General features: G+C 58.8%; 16 protein-coding genes. 5 read left to right on the top strand and 11 right to left on the bottom strand.

What is annotated here, in order from left to right; all coding sequences use genetic code 11:
* Positions 1 to 98 precede the first annotated feature (98 nt).
* Positions 99 to 350 (bottom strand): hypothetical protein, encoded by a 252-nt coding sequence (locus tag HBA54_RS03100; protein ID WP_167221259.1) that lies wholly within the window; start codon positions 348 to 350, stop codon positions 99 to 101.
* A gap of 733 nt (positions 351 to 1,083) precedes the next feature.
* Between HBA54_RS03100 and HBA54_RS03105 the strand changes: the two genes are divergently transcribed.
* Genes HBA54_RS03105 through HBA54_RS03125 form a run of 5 tightly spaced genes read left to right on the top strand, consistent with a single transcriptional unit; the run spans position 1,084 to position 3,204 of the window.
* A complete protein-coding gene (locus HBA54_RS03105; RefSeq protein WP_167221261.1) occupies positions 1,084 to 1,605 on the top strand; it encodes a hypothetical protein in 522 nt (173 codons plus the stop codon).
* A complete protein-coding gene (locus HBA54_RS03110) occupies positions 1,602 to 2,021 on the top strand; it encodes a hypothetical protein (RefSeq protein WP_167221263.1) in 420 nt (139 codons plus the stop codon). Before HBA54_RS03105 ends, HBA54_RS03110 begins: the two co-directional genes overlap by 4 nt.
* A complete protein-coding gene (locus HBA54_RS03115) occupies positions 2,018 to 2,278 on the top strand; it encodes a hypothetical protein (RefSeq protein ID WP_167221265.1) in 261 nt (86 codons plus the stop codon). The genes HBA54_RS03110 and HBA54_RS03115 overlap by 4 nt, the downstream gene beginning before the upstream one ends.
* Entirely contained in the window at positions 2,275 to 2,739 is a 465-nt protein-coding gene (locus HBA54_RS03120) for a hypothetical protein (protein ID WP_167221267.1), read from the top strand. Before HBA54_RS03115 ends, HBA54_RS03120 begins: the two co-directional genes overlap by 4 nt.
* A 54-nt stretch (positions 2,740 to 2,793) precedes the next feature.
* Complete coding sequence (locus tag HBA54_RS03125) at positions 2,794 to 3,204, top strand: hypothetical protein (protein WP_167221269.1); 411 nt, start codon at positions 2,794 to 2,796, stop codon at positions 3,202 to 3,204.
* Position 3,205: 1 nt separating this feature from the next.
* Here HBA54_RS03125 and HBA54_RS03130 read toward each other — a convergent pair whose 3' ends face one another.
* From HBA54_RS03130 to HBA54_RS03175, 10 genes are all read right to left on the bottom strand, one after another.
* A complete protein-coding gene (locus HBA54_RS03130; RefSeq protein ID WP_167221271.1) occupies positions 3,206 to 3,511 on the bottom strand; it encodes a hypothetical protein in 306 nt (101 codons plus the stop codon).
* Complete coding sequence (locus HBA54_RS03135; protein ID WP_167221273.1) at positions 3,511 to 4,218, bottom strand: hypothetical protein; 708 nt, start codon at positions 4,216 to 4,218, stop codon at positions 3,511 to 3,513. The genes HBA54_RS03130 and HBA54_RS03135 overlap by 1 nt, the downstream gene beginning before the upstream one ends.
* A complete protein-coding gene (locus HBA54_RS03140) occupies positions 4,218 to 5,279 on the bottom strand; it encodes a hypothetical protein (protein WP_167221275.1) in 1,062 nt (353 codons plus the stop codon). The genes HBA54_RS03135 and HBA54_RS03140 overlap by 1 nt, the downstream gene beginning before the upstream one ends.
* Positions 5,280 to 5,289: 10 nt before the next feature.
* On the bottom strand, positions 5,290 to 7,761 hold the full coding sequence (locus HBA54_RS03145) for a hypothetical protein (RefSeq protein WP_167221277.1): 2,472 nt from the start codon (positions 7,759 to 7,761) through the stop codon (positions 5,290 to 5,292).
* Positions 7,754 to 9,559, bottom strand: coding sequence for a hypothetical protein (locus tag HBA54_RS03150; RefSeq protein ID WP_167221279.1), 1,806 nt, complete (start codon positions 9,557 to 9,559; stop codon positions 7,754 to 7,756). The genes HBA54_RS03145 and HBA54_RS03150 overlap by 8 nt, the downstream gene beginning before the upstream one ends.
* Entirely contained in the window at positions 9,559 to 12,048 is a 2,490-nt protein-coding gene (locus tag HBA54_RS03155) for a hypothetical protein (protein ID WP_167221281.1), read from the bottom strand. Before HBA54_RS03155 ends, HBA54_RS03150 begins: the two co-directional genes overlap by 1 nt.
* Positions 12,041 to 12,532: a hypothetical protein gene (locus HBA54_RS03160; RefSeq protein ID WP_167221283.1), complete on the bottom strand. Its 492-nt coding sequence runs from the start codon at positions 12,530 to 12,532 to the stop codon at positions 12,041 to 12,043. Before HBA54_RS03160 ends, HBA54_RS03155 begins: the two co-directional genes overlap by 8 nt.
* Before the next feature lie 2 nt (positions 12,533 to 12,534).
* Complete coding sequence (locus HBA54_RS03165) at positions 12,535 to 15,102, bottom strand: phage tail protein (protein ID WP_167221285.1); 2,568 nt, start codon at positions 15,100 to 15,102, stop codon at positions 12,535 to 12,537.
* A gap of 6 nt (positions 15,103 to 15,108) precedes the next feature.
* Positions 15,109 to 15,735, bottom strand: coding sequence for a phage connector family protein (locus HBA54_RS03170; protein ID WP_167221287.1), 627 nt, complete (start codon positions 15,733 to 15,735; stop codon positions 15,109 to 15,111).
* Positions 15,736 to 15,831: 96 nt separating this feature from the next.
* A complete protein-coding gene (locus tag HBA54_RS03175) occupies positions 15,832 to 16,122 on the bottom strand; it encodes a hypothetical protein (RefSeq protein WP_205944380.1) in 291 nt (96 codons plus the stop codon).
* Position 16,123: the final 1 nt, after the last annotated feature.

Below are 16,123 nucleotides of genomic sequence, written 5' to 3' on the forward strand. Positions count from 1 at the left end.
GTGCGATTCAGATGTGGCGCTCAAATCAGTAGGGTTCCGCGTTAAAAGCCAATCAACCCCGTTCTCTTGGGGTCACTAGGACTCTCTTCACTTCTCCCTTACTGTGCCCTTTCTGGCTTACACAGCGCCGCCCCTTGAAGAAGGGGGCGAAAGTCATTATCCCGCAACCCTGCCGCTAATGCAAGGTCGGGGCGAATCGTCACCAAAGTTGATGGGAAGCCCGAAATCCGGGCACAAAAAAGCCCGCCGGCACCGGAGGGTGGGGCGGGTTGCTGGGGCAGGGCGAAAACGCCCTTCGTTTCATGAAATATGCCGAAATCCTGCAAAAACTGCAAATCTTTCTTCGGCACGAAAAAACCTGCCACCGATCACCGGGGCAGGCTGCAAAATTCTCATAGTCCCCCATTCGGGTGAAACGATTTTCCTTCACCACCGGGTACCAGCACCCCAGGCACAGCCCGGAACACCTAACGATCTGGATACAAATTAGTCCCCGGCCTGTCAAATGAAAAACCACCTCCGGGGGCCGGGGCGGATGCGGGCGCAGAACGCTTCATTAACAGAATCAGACCAAAACTATTCTGGGATGTCAAGGCCAGGAAAGCAGAAAACCCGCCGACGAGAACCATCAACGGGCTGCGAGCGCAGACATCCAACCTGAATTTCGCCACTGTACGGCTTGTCCGATTTGTCCGCAAGGGGTTTGGAGTTACCAGTTGCCCCCGAAGATAGGCTCGATCCCATAGGCCCACTTGCACACCCACCAGCCCAGCATAAAGCCTATCGCAATGCCGGCGCCGCCAACGTAGTGGTCTTTGTTCACGGCCTTCTCCCCAGTTCATCTAATCATTAATTGCCTTTTAACTATACCAAATGTACTCTTTCCAACGGTGCTGAAAACACCATGTCTCTAGGCGGAACCCGCCCCGACTGGCGGGTTTGTTATGCCCGAATTATGTCGGGGGTCGGCGGATACAACACCCGCGAGGGAAAGAAGCCGGCACGTCCTAGAGCGTGTTTTCAGCCCCCGACACCCGGCGGCACCGGGGACCGGCCTGAAAAGCCGAACTCTAGGAGCATGACATGACCTTTCGAAAACTGACATTGGGGCAGGTTGATGCTGTCACCGATGCCGTCTACTACCTAGAAAACCTCACGGATGTATGGGCGCGTTGCGGGTCGCCGGGGTATTCGCAGCATGTGGACGCCTTCATAGGGACACTGGTTGACGGCGGCGTGCAAAAGCTTAGCCGGGCATGGGAGGCAACGAGGGAAGGGCGGACGCCCACCAGTGACGCCTCCGAGCCGTCGCAGACCATCGCAAACGCCTTCAAGGACTGGCGCGCGGCGGCTGATGGCTACGAGGCTGCCGAATGCACACCTGAAAACGTGGAAGAAGATAAGGCGAAGGATGGCCTTCTCGGCACAGCCAACGAGCTTGCAGGCGCGTTGATGCGCTGGCCCGCAGAAAATGGGGCCGACGTGTTGTTGAAGTTGGATGCGCTCGAATGGACCACTGACCAATGGGCCGTTTCTCTCAATACCAACGAAGAAGTTAAGCCGCTGGTTTCTGACCTGCGCAGGTTGTTCGGGGGTGCGTCATGAAAACCGATATCACCCGCCGTTATGCCCTTGGCTTTGCTGCCGGGGCTGCTGCTGTGTCGGTTTCGGCCAGCGTGCCAGTCATCGCCTATACCGGGGAAGGAATGTCACCGCGCTTAGCGGAGTTGTTCACCGATTGGCAGCAAAAATGGGCAGCCTTTCAGAACTGCGAAAAAGTCGTGTATGCCGCAATTGACAGTAAGACGGACTGTGAAGCCGACCATGCCCGTTTAGAGGCAACTTGGGAAAATCACTACGCGGCATTCATACTGGTCATCGATGAACCGACAGTGACGACCGCAGACGCGGCAGCTAAAGCCTACGCCATGCGGATCAACTACGATCTCGTAGAAATGCCGGAGTATCCCGGAGTCCTGGCCCTGCTCAAAGACATCGAGCGGCTTGGGGGTGTGTCATGATCAAGACTCTAGATGCCGGGGATATCGAACAGATCGGCTATGACATTAGTGACCTCGGTAGGCTGATGCAGCTCTGGTCACGGATTGGCGGAACGCTCGATATGCGCGAAGGCGACGAGGAACACAGCAAGACGATGTACTGCCTCGTTTACGATCAAGTCCAGAAATTGGAGGATGAACTTAAGAAGCTCGAAGCGTTGGTGGACGAACGCAGGGATGAAGCCCGGCGGACCGAGACGGAAGGGGGTGCATCATGACTGCGATCAAAAACATGGATGACGCCCTACTGTCTCTGACCAACATCAGCGACATGCTTGCGGACTTCATCAACTCGGGTGCCCATCCGGAAACCCACGGCATGTTGGCCATAGTCGATAACACCATAGACGCGGTCTATGATCATTTGTACGAGGCACAAAGACAGGCGAAGCCGAAGAAAGTTAGGGTGCCCGGCGGCGTCTATATCGAAGAGCCAGCGGCGTCACGTGAGCCCTGTCCGGTGTGGGAGTGCAGCGAGGCCCTGAATAAGCCAATCGTGCGGGTGCAGCAGGGCGTAGGCGTCCTGGGTAGCGTGCTGGGAGAGTACGAGGAAGAGCATGAACTCTGCGCCATCCTGGGAATGCTGCAGGACGCTCTAAACCGTGCTTATGCCGAGCTGTCCGAAGCTCAGGACTCGATACTGGCCCTGCAGCCCCGGAGGCAGCAGCCGACCGCGTAGCTCATAGGCCCCGCCGCTGGTACACTGGCGGCGGGGCACTTGAAAGGAAGGACCATGAGCGACAAGCCCGGCTCCCCGGGGAGCCACCCCCACAGTAACCGCCCCAATTGGCAGGTAGCGGAAACCGCTGACGACTACATCAGGAACGTCCAGGATGGGTTGGAACCCTACTCAGAGCGGCGTCTGGCGAAGCTCTTGGGCGTGTCTCGGATGGCCGTGTATCGCTGGCAGGCGATGGCGGAGATACCCGAGTCGCTTTTCGAGGAACTTCTGGCGCAGGACAAGCCGCCGAGCCGACGGGAACTTGCAGCCATTGGACTTGCTTTGGAAGGGAAAGGCTCCAATCGCGATGTCGAGTCCTGTCCGCATTGCGGAGGCGTCTTGCGCATCCGCCGTAGCTGGACGAAGGAAACCGAAGAGATCGTGAACGACTGGCTGAAGAGGGACGCGGCCAAATCCGATTGAATCAGTCGCGCCCGCTTGGCGCCCTGATCTCCATAAGGATCTGATCCAGCTTGGCGCCATTGGCCTGGGTTGAGTATTCCAGTTGGCGCACCTTCTCTTCGATCACTGCAACGTCACGCTGGATTGTAGTGATCTGGTGACGCTCCCTTACCGTGCGCTGATCGATCTCCGCAATCTGCTGGCTGTTCTGTTCCGTCATGGCATCAAGGCGCGTCCAGCCCACCGCCAGGGCAACGATGATGGTTCCCAGCGTTATCAGGTTGCCGAATGAAAACGTTCCGCAAAAGTCCAGCTTGCCGATCTTCATCACGCTATCCCGTATCGTTGCCTTGCGTAATGCGCTAGGTAAGTCCGGGCCTTGGCGGTCAGCTCACCGTCGACTATGGCCGCCTCGGCCAAGTCTCCGCCCCACACAGCCGTACCGTTGTACCAGGTCCCGACCGTAACGCCGTTCATGCCTTCAGCGCCGAGCGCTCCTGATGCTTCAATAGAACCATTGCCTCGGAGAACACAAGAAGCGCCGTTGTAGAACGCCTCGACAACCACAGAGACATCATTGCCAGTCGTTCCCGTTAAGTTGCCGCCAGCATTAAATGCCAGCACCTCTGATGAATTCCAGAAGATATCTGCATTCAGGGCACTGCGACCCGTAAAGACAATCTTGTTTCCGCCGCTCAACAAGGTCGCCTTCGCAATCACGATCTGCGTAAATGGCTGAGTTAGAACAGGGGTTGTCGCGCGGAACACACTGTCATTCACGCCATCAAATCTCAGAATAGGCCTGCTTTTGAAGTCCGCCCCGCCGTCAGCAATAATCGCTGCCCGGTTCGCCGGAGTGGCCTGAGACAGATCATATCCGTTGCCGGTCCTGTCCGGCCATGCACTGGCATTGCCTCCCCCATCATCGGTCACGTTGTCAGCCCGATAGTTTGCCACCACGGTTACGCCGGGAAGCTCCAAAAGATCGTGCCGCTTTTGAATCGCCAACTTCGGGTAAGGATAACTGAATGCCATTACAGTAACCCGCCCGTCGCCAGCCATTCCGGCCCGGACGCGATTTCAACGCGCTGCACTCCAATCGCGGCGCCCTGGCCCAGGCTCGTTAGGGAGCTATCCAGCGACAAGATGGTTTCCGCACCCTGGGCCTGGAAAGTCAAATCGCCAGCCCCGGCCTGTACGCAGAGACACCCGAAGCCCCGCGCAATATCCTCAGTGGCGTTTTCCGGCAGCGTAATCGTGACAGCAGTGGCAGCCGTGAAAACCTTTGTCTTGCCGGCGTCGGCGCCGATAATCGTGTAGGTCGTGGCAGCGACTTCCTCGACCTTGTTACCGTGCCCGGAAGCAATGCCGATATCCGCGTCATTGGCGTCATCTTCGATGATGATTCCCGGCACTTGCTGCGGCTGTGACGTGTCGCTGGGGTTCACGCGCAACAACCGGTTTGCCGTCATTCCCGAGAGAACGGCCAGGGCGCCAAGGGTGGCGCGCGCCGTGGCCGCGTCGACATCATCGAACAATTCATCGTTGATGAAAGCCGAAACCGGCGTGAGATCAGCGGACGTGCCCGCCGCCGCTATTGCCAAGCCGCCAGCGTCAAAAGCCAGGAAGCGCCCGGCGCGTTCCGTGTCCAACGGTAAGTTAATGCTGTCCAGCGCGTCGGCTGGCTGCAAACCAATCGTTCTGCCGAGATCGCGGGACAACTCCTGAGCAACCAAATAGATCGTGTCAAATTCCTTATTGGCCACCCGCGCATCAAATCGGCCACGGAACCGGAAGTCCGTCAGTCGTTCAATTGGAATCTGGCGAAATAGTGTAAGGCGGTCGCCTTCTGTTGCGCCGGTTGGAAAACTCCCTGGTGTAAGGTCGATGCTGCCACCGTTTTCGTTGCCTACACCGGTTACCGTGTAATCGGTAGTTTCCACCAGATCAACCGCACTGGCTTGGCCTGCGGGAAGCCTACTGACCTTCAATTGATCGGACGACAGGACCACAAAAGGATACCCGAAGTTTGTTTGGTTGGCAGTCGCCGTGATCGTCACGGACGGCAGCGTTGATAGGATAGGGATGTCAGTCATATTGATTGCCTCAGTTTCCAAAAGCTTCCGACGCATCAGGCGCCCGAGAGGGTACGGGGGTTCCAGGGCGCCACCAGAAACGTTGATCGAAGTCTCTCTTTGCAGATCGCTCAATACGCCGGAAACGCCGCTCTGCGTCTTCGCCGTCAATCCAGGCGACAAGCTCATCTTTCATGATCCGGTCGAAGGCCGTCCGCGAGTACCAAAGGCTGTTTCCTGGCGTCAGACCTTCAGCAAACCTCACCAGATCGGCGCCGACGTTCTTCGCTTCACCATCGTTGATTAGCTCTGTGATATTGCCGCCAGTAAGGTTTGCAAAAGCTTCTAACTCGCCCATCACCGGCCCGAGAATCGAAGAGGCGATAGAGTCACCGAAGCGGTTTTTGCCGCCGACGCCGGCATAGAGGATATCGCCCACCGGCCCCAGGCCACCGCCACGGGCAACCGCACCTACCCAGAATCGCGCCTCGGTCATGTCGCGCGGGTCTTTACCTCGGGCAACCTGGGAGGCTTGCTCGGCAATGGCGCCGGCCACGGTCGAGCCTATGGCGATCCAGGCCATATATTCGGCCTTCCCGCGCAGCCCGCGTTGCGCAAGCATCCGGCTAACATGCAAATAGTTGAACGAGACGGCGAAGCTTTTGAACAGCGTAACGTTACGAACCATTTCACCCCAGAACGTTCCAGGCGTGGTTCCGCCGGTCGCAATGGCCCGACTCCGAGCGGTAGGGCTCACAACGGCAAAGTGCCCTTCGGTCTGGATCATTTCACCGATCCGCTGCGCCGCCTCAAATCGAGCCCGTCGCTCGCCCACCTTGAGCAGCCCTTCGGGCATGGACTGGATTTCCAGCCATACATCCTCTGGCCGGATGAACGTGGCACCGGTTTCCGGGTCTGTCCAAATCGACGTTTGCCGGTACATATCCCACATTTCAGCGGTGACGCCGTGGCGCTGCATCGAGCCCCTAAGAAGAGGCTCAACCTGATCGAAGGGCTTGGTGGCCTCTTCGGTCATGTGCCCCACCAGCTCCATCTTGAAAGCCGACCGCCCGCCGTCCGTCCAGGCGTTCAGCCCTGAGAGCCGTAAGACGCTATCTGTGATCCGCGCAACGGGCGGCAACCCTGTCACTTCACCAATCAGCCGCATAGCGCCCACCTGGGAGCCCGCCCAAGTTTCAGCGATATAGCCCATGCGCGCGGCCATCCTGCGGTGCGCGCCATTGGCCGGATTGAGCTGTCGCAGCAGCTCCGCCGTCAGTCGCGTTGTTGGTACGCCATTCATGCGGGCGGTCAGGGTGTTGGTGGCAAAGTCTGCCAGCGAAACGAAGATCGCCGAGCCCAGCCGGGCAGCCGTGATAAGGCTCCGATTGGTTGAGCTGAAGCTGGCGAACCATCGCGAGTCCGGACTGTTGGCCTGGCCCGTCACCTGGGCAAAGGTGTTATCCAGAAACTTGCTGCGCTTCGGCAACTGGCTTTGCATCATTTCGAGCGCGGCTTTGGGGTAGGGGCCTAGAATCTCCATCTGCGCCACATCACGCGCCAGCCTGTCAATCTCACCCACGATGCTCCCGAATAAGTCAGGATCGCCAAATTTCTCCTGATACTGCAGCCATGCATCGGCATCACGAAAAACGAGTTCGCGGTGGTGGATGCGCCGGTTGACGGGGGAGCCCCACTTAGCGGCTTCGGGCGGGATCTCCGCCATCCCCGCCAGATCGTCACTAGTAAGTGTGTCGAAACTGCCCCGGACCGCCATGACAAATTCGCGGTCCGACATCGGCAGGCCGGCTGGGTTGTACATCTTAGACCGGTCCAGGCGCGGAATGATGAACTCCACCCACTGATCGACGCCGGCCCGCTTGATCGTTTCGGCATCGTGTTTCTGCACCCAGCCCCAAGCCTTGCGCTGTCGGATATCGGCGCCGGCTACATTGGCCCGGTTTGTCAGAAACCCCCGCGCCTCCTGAATACCCTCGGCCAGCGCCCGAGCCTCCGGGGTGGTCGCCTCCCCGAAGAGGCCTTTCACCACATCGCGCATCCCTGACGTGTTACGGGTCAGGCCGCCATGCTTGGAGCGAAAGCGGTCGATGAAATCCGACATCAGGCCCCAGGCCGTGCCCCTGGCCTGCATATGCCGCATCGCCACGTTGCTGCCCGTATGGCGCCCCGTCGGATCGAAATCAAGAACCGCCACCGCCGCCTTGTCTCGCTGTTTGGCTGGGGCTGCTGCCAGCCGGGACCGCAGCGCATCGGTCGTCGCCGCTTGTTTAATCCGCATCCGGCGCTTGCGATGGAGCGTGCGCTCTATCTCCTTCTGAAGCCGTACCGCCGCGCGCTGCTGTTTTTCGTGCCAGTCCGGCCCGTCAACGTTTGCATCTTCACCCAGGATTTCATCAAGGCGCCGTCGATATTCCTCCGCCGCTTCCTGCGATAGGGCGCGGTCCAGCTTGGCGGCATCGATACATTTGCGAAGATCAGCCACGGCCAGCCCCCATGGTGCAGAGTTTCAAGGCGGCAAGGTCTTCCTCGTCCTGTGCGATTTCATCGAGCATCTGCTTGACCGTCATGCGCTGTACGCCGTCATCGGTTTCAACGGCGATCAATTCTTCCTCCCGGCCTTCATAGCGCAGGCGAACATCGGCTTCGTCAAAGGCGTCTTCCTCGTTCATCAGGGCCAAACGTTCTTCAATGTCGGCGGCATCAGCACCGGCCCGGCCCATCCTGGCCGCCTCCGCGCCCCGGTCCCGCTCGACGATGGCCCGGACGGTATCTTGCAGCCGTCCGCGAAACTCAGCTTCACCCAGTCGGTCAACGTCTAGCCCAGCCGACGAAAGCCCATCGCGGATTTCCCGCATCGCGTCTTCGTCCAACTGCCGAGCCTGATCATCGAGCCGGACAATTCGGTTTCCGCTCACTTCCTCCGCCACCGCGTCCAGAAAGTCCCGCACCGTCACGCGGTCGCCGGCTTCCAGGTCGCGCTCAGGAAAGAATCCCGCCTGTTGCGCCGCCAGGGCCGCATCATCCAGGGTTTGCCCCTCACGCCTCAGAAGGCCGGGCAGCGTGCGCACTGTCACGCCGAGCGAAGCCAGCTCGCCGCCTTCGTCTTGCAGCCCGCCAGATCGCTTCAAAAACCCCAGCAGGGACTCCGCACGCTCCGGCTTGGCCTTCAGGTCTCGATACAGGGCCGCCAGGGCGTCGTCATCGTCCAGCAGGGGCGCCAGGGCCTCCGCCACAGCCCGTTGCTGCTCATCGACCTGTAATCGGTCCCTGGCCACTTGTTTGGCTTGGGCGAGGGTCTGAGACAGGGGATCGTCACCCGGCACGTCTGTAACCGGGGAATCTTGGACACGCTCCCCAGCGGGGGGCAGATCGGCCACGCGCCCCTCTCTGAGGGCCAGCTCCGCAGTCGTCAGCCGCTCCGCATGGGCCGCCTTACCCTGGGGTGTCTCTGGGAAGGGATTGGCCTCTTCGACCTCCGCCACCCGTTCCAGGTAGCTTTCCGCCGATCTGAACTCCGAGGTTCTGGCAGAAGCGGGCAGTTCTTTAGATCGGGCCAGTAAAGCGCGGGTGGCGCTCACACCCTTTGCCGCCCCCTTGACCAGCCCACCCAGAAGGAAGCCGCCGGCACCGGCTGCCATAACTGCCTGCAGGGCCTCGCTGGCGCTTGCCTCTTCCCCAAACTTGCGGCGCCCGAACTGTACTTGCGCCTGAATAGGGATTTCAGTGGCGAAGCCTATGCCGGCCTCAATCAATGCTGTGCGCAGAATGCCGGCAGAGAAGGGGGCGCCCAGGAAGAGGCTGCCAAAGACAACCGGATCTGAGACGGCCCCGGCTGCCGTGCCCCCGAACCCGGCAGCGCTTACGTGAAAATCCACTGTTCGCCGCGTAATGTCGGCTTGCTGTTCGCGCTGCGTGGCGCGATCCTGGCCGATCTCCGCCAAGATATCGCCGCGCGTCTTGACCGTGACACCTTCGAAACGCTCGCCCAGTGACCGAACATCTTCTTCGAATAGGGCCTCTGCCCGGCGCATCGAGACAAAGGGCTTATTGCCCTTGAGCCCATAACGATCCGTCGGGGAGGGAAGGCGCTCGCCTGTCGCCTGTTCCAGCTCATCGACATAAGCCGAATAAGCACGATCCACCGCCGCCAGATCGCTGTTGAACTGCTGCTGCTCTTGGAAAACCCCCAGGTCGATGAGGAATCGCTCCGAGGCGCTGGCGGGAAGGCCCGGCGCCGGCTGCAGGCTTGCGCCCTCTAGAATGGATCGCTGATCAAACATCACTCATCAACCTTTGCTCTAAGGTCAATCTCATAGGCGCCGCCCCGATCCGACTGGATATAGCCCAGGCCCGGAAAGAAAATCAGATAGCGACCAGGGCCACTGGTCACAAGCTGAGCGTCCTTGCCGAAGCGGTCGAATAGCGCCACCGAGAAGGGCGTGCCGTCGCTGAAGATCGGCAGGCCATTGCCATAAAGCGCCAGGTCTTCATCCGTGGTCGAAAGCACCAGGTCTTCAACTTCATCTTCCGTCATGCCGGGGCGGGGTGGCAGGATCATCCGTTTGTTGATCTTCACTGGATTTCCGGCAGCTTCCCTAAGGGCTTGTTCGAAGGTATCCGAATCAAATGTGAGATCACCGGTTGCCACACGTCGAGATGCATAAAGCGCCATGCCGGCATCCACAAAGCCGTCCAATGCCCCAGCAGTCTCCGGCGTAAACATGTTGCCGAAGACCTCTTTAACGCCGTTTATTCTGTCAGTCTGACCCGGCTTAACATCGGGGTTTTCCGCCAGTAGCCGGCCACCTAAAACAATGTCACGCGCAACCAAAGGACTATCGGGCGCTAACGTGATGGCCGCCGACAACTCCGGATTATTCGGCGCAATTTGGCCGGCAAGATATCCGGCTTGTTCTTCCCCAAGTCCGCGATGAAGTGAATCGAGGATACCGGCGACTTCACCGGGCGTCGCCTCATCAAGCGCCTGCCGCAAGCCGCCAGCCTCTTGCGGGGTGAGGGGGGAAAGCCTTATGCCGACGTGTGCGCTCGCCAAGCCCGCTTTCACAGCACGGCCCTTAAGCGTTTCCGGATCGCTGTAGTCGATGCTTTCCAAGGGCGCAATCACCCCTGCCTCTACCGCCACACCAAGGCCCTGACCCTGCCTTACAGCGGCGACTTGAGCTGCATGGACTTTCCGAAACTGGGCCTTCTTCTCGGATTCGAAAATCCCAACAATGTCCAACTGATCAAGCGTAGCGATAGAACCCTGTTGATCGGACAGCGGCAGCCGGGAGAACTCCACGACTTCCTCGCTTAGCCGTTCGCTCAAATCAAGCCGGGCCAACTCCTTAAACATTCCAGCGGCTTCCATATTGGACCGGAGCCCCGCAAGCCCGGCGGGCTGTTCACCCCTGGAAAGGATCGTTGCCGCGTCGCTCGCTTCCGTCCGAAGCTGCGCCCGTACCTCTGCGTTTTCCGCACGAATAAGGCGAAGCTCTGATCGCATGGTGGCTTCAATACGGTCAACATCCTGCAGCGCAAGCATGGGCGCCACGCCTGATTTGAAATCAGCGTTCGGCGCGTCGCCGTCATCACCCACTGGACGCAGAGATTGCGAGCGAGCGCGGGCCGCTTCTTCGGCCTCGTCTATCGTGTCGAAGCCGTCCAGTTCGCGGCCTGTGTCTGGATCGACACCACCGGCATTTGCAACAATGGCAACCGCCTGCTGCTCGGTCACAATCTTTCCGTCATAAACAGTCGGAATATTTGTCGGCTTGCCTGCGTTAATCTCAGGGTGTGTGACGGTTATACTCAATTCAGAAACGCTCTGGCCGTCAGAGGTTTTGTAAATGCGGCGCCCCGCCTGTGTCTTGTCTTGTGTAGCAGTCAAAGCGTCAGAACTGCGATTTTCCCTCTCCGCCGTTGCCCAACGGTCTATGAAAGACTCCTTATCCGTGGCACGACGAAAACCACCCAGCACCGCTGATTTTTGAACTGTGAAATCGAACGCCCGCAATTCGGCCTGTTGCTGATCCGGGCTAAAGATGAAATCGCCATTAGCGTCAGTCTGATTCAGGGCCGCCAACAATTCGCCACGCCGTTGCGCAATGTTTGTCACCGACTGCGCCGCAAGGTCCGCGTTGAAGCTCATCGCGTCCTGCGCCTCTCTTTCAGCCGAGAGGGAGATCTCCTGCACTGATTCGAGTGCCGTCAAGCGAGTATCCGCGCGCTCCTGCTTAACGGCGCCGACATGCTGCCGTGTAATCTCCGGCTGTAGGATCGCTTCGAATTTGTTGTCAAATAGTGTTTGAATTTCGGGATTGGGTAGCGTCTTTCGGATCTCGCCATACAGGTCCCGCGCCTGTTCTTCATACCCAACCGGGTCCGCGCTGTTATTGCGCGCCAGCTCTTCCATGTTCCGCAGCAGGGTAGTGTTAAGGCGATTGGTATAGCTTTCCAGTACGCCGGCATTCCGCGAACGCGCCGCTATACTGGTTTCGTCACTGAGGATCGCTAGCGGCACCTCCTGACCATTCGAAAGGGTTGTGGTCGCCTCTAGCCCGATCTTCCGGCCCTTCGCGGTCTGCTTCTCGACAACCTGCCGGCTAACCTCGTTCAGGAGATTGTTTGCCGCATTCTGGAAAAAAGCCGTCCCTAAAGTCCCGATCTGCTGTGCAGAGGCCAGCGCCCCGGAAGAAGCATCGATATTACCACCCCTGGCAGTAACACCTCGGCGCTGTAATGCGCTAGCTGGCAAACGTTCAACCACTGGCCGGCGCCTCCGTACCGCCCAATTTCGTCAGGCTTGTTGAAAGATCAAGCAGGCTGCTGCCCGCTCCCAAGAACCCGCGCGTCCGCGCCGTCGAAGCCTGAATACTGAGCTGCTTGCGCCTGGACGCAGAGGCCGCAAGATCGAACTGTGTATTAAGCCGGCTGGTGCGCAACTGTCGCTCCGCCACATCCCTGATCGCCTGCACCGTGTTTTCCGGCGTACCGCTAAACGGATCGATGCCAGAGGCGCCGGCAGAAACATTGACCTGCGCTGTTGCGGCCAACTGATCGCGCAAAATCTCGTTGCCCTGCTGCAAGCCGGCAATAGCGCTCTGCTTTTCCCTCAGGCTCTCAGCCTTGCGCTGCTCCTTAAGCGCCTTGCTCTGCTGAATCCCAGAGAAAATCGCCGTTCCGGCAGAGACAACCGTTGACCCAATGGCCAGCGCCGTCAGGATAGGCGCTGCTGCGAATGCCGCTCCCATAGCTACCTCGTTGCAACCACTATTTCACGAACCATCGCAACCACCGTAAGGGGCAAAGGGTCGCGCTGGGTGATCTCGGTCTGACCGCTTAGCGTCCAGCCCTGCAGATTATCAATTCTGATTTCCGTAGTGCGAAGCGGAGGGCGGCGGTCTAACAGGAAATCACCGAATTCCGCAAAGTCCACCGGCTCCGGCGGCTCATCGTTGGCGCCAAAATAGAGGCCTTGCGTGTTGGTTACGGAAATCACCGCCGTATGAACGCGCTTCTTTTTCCCCCGCAAACTTGGCCCGGATGGATCGGGTGGAATGTCCGCCGGCATGTCACGCACCAACAGGCCGTCGCCCGCACCCCGTCCGTCTGAAATCGAGAAAACCGAAAACCTTGCCTCTTCCTCGGTAAGAAATTGCCGGGTGACTAACTCGTTTACTTCGATCTCCTTCACATCGGGCCAAGCAAGCCCGACCTCTACTTGTTCGTCCGAAAACTCCGCGATGGACGCCTTGCCACCAGTCACCGTCACATCAGCACCCACGGCGCCGTCAACGCGAACCCTGAGGGTTTCGCCTTCCAAGTGCGGCGCATCTACTTCATTGATACGAATAGCCACGCGCACTATGTCGTTCTCGTTGTTGTCGGCAGGCGTCAAGAACGTGATCGTCTTTGTTCCCAGATCGACGCTGTAATCAACGCCCTGGTCCAGCAGGATCTTGTTTCGCCTAACGCAAATGTCCGCCGCATCGCCGGGAGATTCAAAACTGTAGACAACGGTTGCCTGCCCATCAGAAGACAACACAAAGCTTTCGTTGATCGCCTCGATCAATACCGACGCATCAAGAAGGTAGTCCTCCCGAAACTCTTCAAAGAAACGCCTAACTCGCCCGTCAATGGTCCGCTCAACAACCGCATAGTAACGCCCATCGATACCACCAACCTGCACGCCGACCGCCACAAAACGCCCCTGTAGCGCGTCTGCCGCTCCCTTGCCAGCGTGCCAGCTTGTCCAGCCGGTAAACTCGCGGTCGCGCAGCGTTTGCAGCACAGCCATAGAGCCATCACTGTTGACCAACAGAATAAGATCGCCGCGATTGGCCGACAGCGCCCGGCGAAACGTCATTTCCTGAGGATCGCGAATCAAATGAGGGGCGAAAAAAGCTAGGTTGTTGACTTCGAAGGAACCGCGAAAAACCTCTTCCACGATCTCGTTCACTTGTTCCCCAGAGTCATCAAGGAAGACAATCGCCTTGTCCAACCCGAAGGCGCGAAACCCAGGGCCGCGCGCACGTTTGTTGCCACGAAGGCGCTGGGGCGTTGCGTTGTCGCCTGTGGGCGGGTCTTCGCGCGGCTCTTGAACAAAGGGGCCGGCGGCGGTCATGATGAATAGGAAATCAGAAGGCAGCATGTAATAGATGCTTGCCGCCGTCTCGCCTATCGTAAGCTCGAAAGCATCATCTGCTTGCGGCTCGGAGGCGGGGCGCACAAAGGCGTAAACATCGCCCTTCGCGCCCGACGCCCAGTAGGTTGACGACAGGTCGCGCGTCCCGCCGACGTAAAGACGCCCCTTGAAGAAAGAGCCAGTCCGGGGCCAACCGCGCGTCGCACTCCAAACCGGCTCCGCACCCCCGCCAGCAGACACCAGATCCTTAAAATCGCGTGTCGGTATTGACGTAAAGGTAAGCGGCCTGTCGATCCATTCGCGGCTGGTGCCCTGGCGCTCGATCCGATGTGTCTGCACATCCTCATGGAATAGAAGTAGCGTATCGCTTTCTTGCGCCCAGGTCATTTGCTGGATCTGCGCCGCCGTGTGAGGGATGGCAATATCATCCTGATAAACACCATCCAGAAAAACCCTGAGGTTTTGATCTGTGGCAAGGAGCGAGTAGGTTTCCAGCGCCTTAAACTCGAAATCAACGATCCGCGTTGCTGACACAAATTCAGGTTCCACCGCCTTCCAAAGCCGGAATTCTCCAAGTTCGAATTTCGATGTACCGCCATTGGTCGCGCCAATCCGTACTACCCGCCAGTAGCGGTGCGTAACCCTCCCAAGCTCGTTACCGCGCCGATAGTTCCAGCGGTTATCTTCTCTCGTAAAGTTGTCAAAGGGCTCTCCGAAATCCGACCACGCCGCATTGTCGTCGCTATACTGAATACGGAGTTCGTCAGTCAGGTTTAAAAACCCGGTTCCACTTACGGAAAAATTCCGAACATCGGCAAACCACACTGGCTCCGCTGTACCAAGATCAAGATGAAAAATGATGTAAGGATCAAGCGTGCCGATGTTCGTTGTGGTGAGGACTGTCGTGGCCTCATTATCATCAACCGCATTCGCTGCAGTGCCGCCGTTTGGTGCCGTCAGGGTCTTGCCCGTCAGATCAAGTTTCTCGATTACCGGCGGCGCTTCCGCACAGAACTTGAGACCGGGGCGACGGGTAAATCCACCCTGAGGAATTAACAGAACGTTTCGCGCCCGCTCGACACCCGTATAGTAGGCGGTTACATCCGTGCGCGCCGTCAATTGCGGATCAAGTTCACCGCTCACATAAGAAGTTTGGGGAAGGTCTACTTTAAGCATGACAGGTCAGCGCCACCCGCCGCTGCCAAGGCGCGCCTCAATCAAAGAGTAATCTTGCATTTGTGGGGGCACGTCCTCGCGCGCATCGGCCATGCGGGCGACGCGAAAAAAGCCACCAAGGCCGGCTGCACTTGGCGGGCCGAACGCCTGACTCTGCCAGTATTCGGCCTTTCCAGCATCCTCGGTCACCGGCACTGCAAGCGCCGCAGCAAGCGCATAAATCGCCAGCGTGTAAAAGGGGGCCGGCCAATCCGATTCAACGGGTCGCGTGCCATAGGACGCCCATAGGACGGGATCATTACTCAGCAAGACCTTGCCAACCACCTCGAAGGCCTTGAGCGGTGGCGCGTTTTCCCTATTGCTGCGGAAGACGCCGTAAAGCTGTGGCCGTGCCATTTCTGGGGGCAACTGATGCTGATAGCGCCAGCGGGCAGGGGGGGCAGCCGTTAACCGGTCAAGGAGCTTGTAGCGGCGCGCAAACTGCCAGGGATAACGAGAGAAAAGGGTATTGATTACGTCGCCATAGAAGCTCTCGCAGGTGGCCGCTACGCGATTGTCATCAAAAGATGAAATGGGCGGTATACCCAACCGCCCCAATGCCTGAGAACAAACGTCAATGTCGGACGCAGCCATTATCCTATGCTCCTAAGTGGAGGGCTGGGCATCGCCCGAGAGCGAAGGCAGGCCCCAGCCCTCCCAAGGCGGCAAGGGAGTCGATAGCCGCCACTCTTAAGCGGAATTGATGTCCGCCGTTTGAATGGTCACGTTGGTACCGTCCGACGGCACCGCACTGACCGTGATGATTTGGCAGGCGGCGCCGTTCTGCGAAAAAAAGATGAAGTCACCCGGACCAAGAAGGCCCCGCGCCGCATTGAAATAGCCGGCGGCCTTAACCGCCGCGAGCGCATCCGTCGCGTGGAAGTAAGTCCACATGGCAACCGATGCTTCTTCCGCTCCGGCGCCCTTGCGGGAGCGAGAGTTGTTACCCGCCGGAGCGAGCTGCTTTAGTACGAATGCCATG

It is taken from the genome of Pelagibius litoralis, from assembly GCF_011683915.1.
Classification (GTDB): domain Bacteria; phylum Pseudomonadota; class Alphaproteobacteria; order Kiloniellales; family Kiloniellaceae; genus Pelagibius; species Pelagibius litoralis.

Bases quoted from the DNA above. Each gene is read 5' to 3' on its own strand.
- HBA54_RS03105 (WP_167221261.1), top strand. From the start codon at position 1,084: ATGACCTTTCGAAAACTGACATTGGGGCAGGTTGATGCTGTCACCGAT.
- HBA54_RS03125 (WP_167221269.1), top strand. From the start codon at position 2,794: ATGAGCGACAAGCCCGGCTCCCCGGGGAGCCACCCCCACAGTAACCGC.
- HBA54_RS03140 (WP_167221275.1), bottom strand. From the start codon at position 5,279: ATGACTGACATCCCTATCCTATCAACGCTGCCGTCCGTGACGATCACG.
- HBA54_RS03120 (WP_167221267.1), top strand. From the start codon at position 2,275: ATGACTGCGATCAAAAACATGGATGACGCCCTACTGTCTCTGACCAAC.
- HBA54_RS03135 (WP_167221273.1), bottom strand. From the start codon at position 4,218: ATGGCATTCAGTTATCCTTACCCGAAGTTGGCGATTCAAAAGCGGCAC.
- HBA54_RS03170 (WP_167221287.1), bottom strand. From the start codon at position 15,735: ATGGCTGCGTCCGACATTGACGTTTGTTCTCAGGCATTGGGGCGGTTG.
- HBA54_RS03150 (WP_167221279.1), bottom strand. From the start codon at position 9,559: ATGTTTGATCAGCGATCCATTCTAGAGGGCGCAAGCCTGCAGCCGGCG.
- HBA54_RS03165 (WP_167221285.1), bottom strand. From the start codon at position 15,102: ATGCTTAAAGTAGACCTTCCCCAAACTTCTTATGTGAGCGGTGAACTT.
- HBA54_RS03115 (WP_167221265.1), top strand. From the start codon at position 2,018: ATGATCAAGACTCTAGATGCCGGGGATATCGAACAGATCGGCTATGAC.
- HBA54_RS03130 (WP_167221271.1), bottom strand. From the start codon at position 3,511: ATGAAGATCGGCAAGCTGGACTTTTGCGGAACGTTTTCATTCGGCAAC.
- HBA54_RS03110 (WP_167221263.1), top strand. From the start codon at position 1,602: ATGAAAACCGATATCACCCGCCGTTATGCCCTTGGCTTTGCTGCCGGG.
- HBA54_RS03175 (WP_205944380.1), bottom strand. From the start codon at position 16,122: ATGGCATTCGTACTAAAGCAGCTCGCTCCGGCGGGTAACAACTCTCGC.
- HBA54_RS03160 (WP_167221283.1), bottom strand. From the start codon at position 12,532: ATGGGAGCGGCATTCGCAGCAGCGCCTATCCTGACGGCGCTGGCCATT.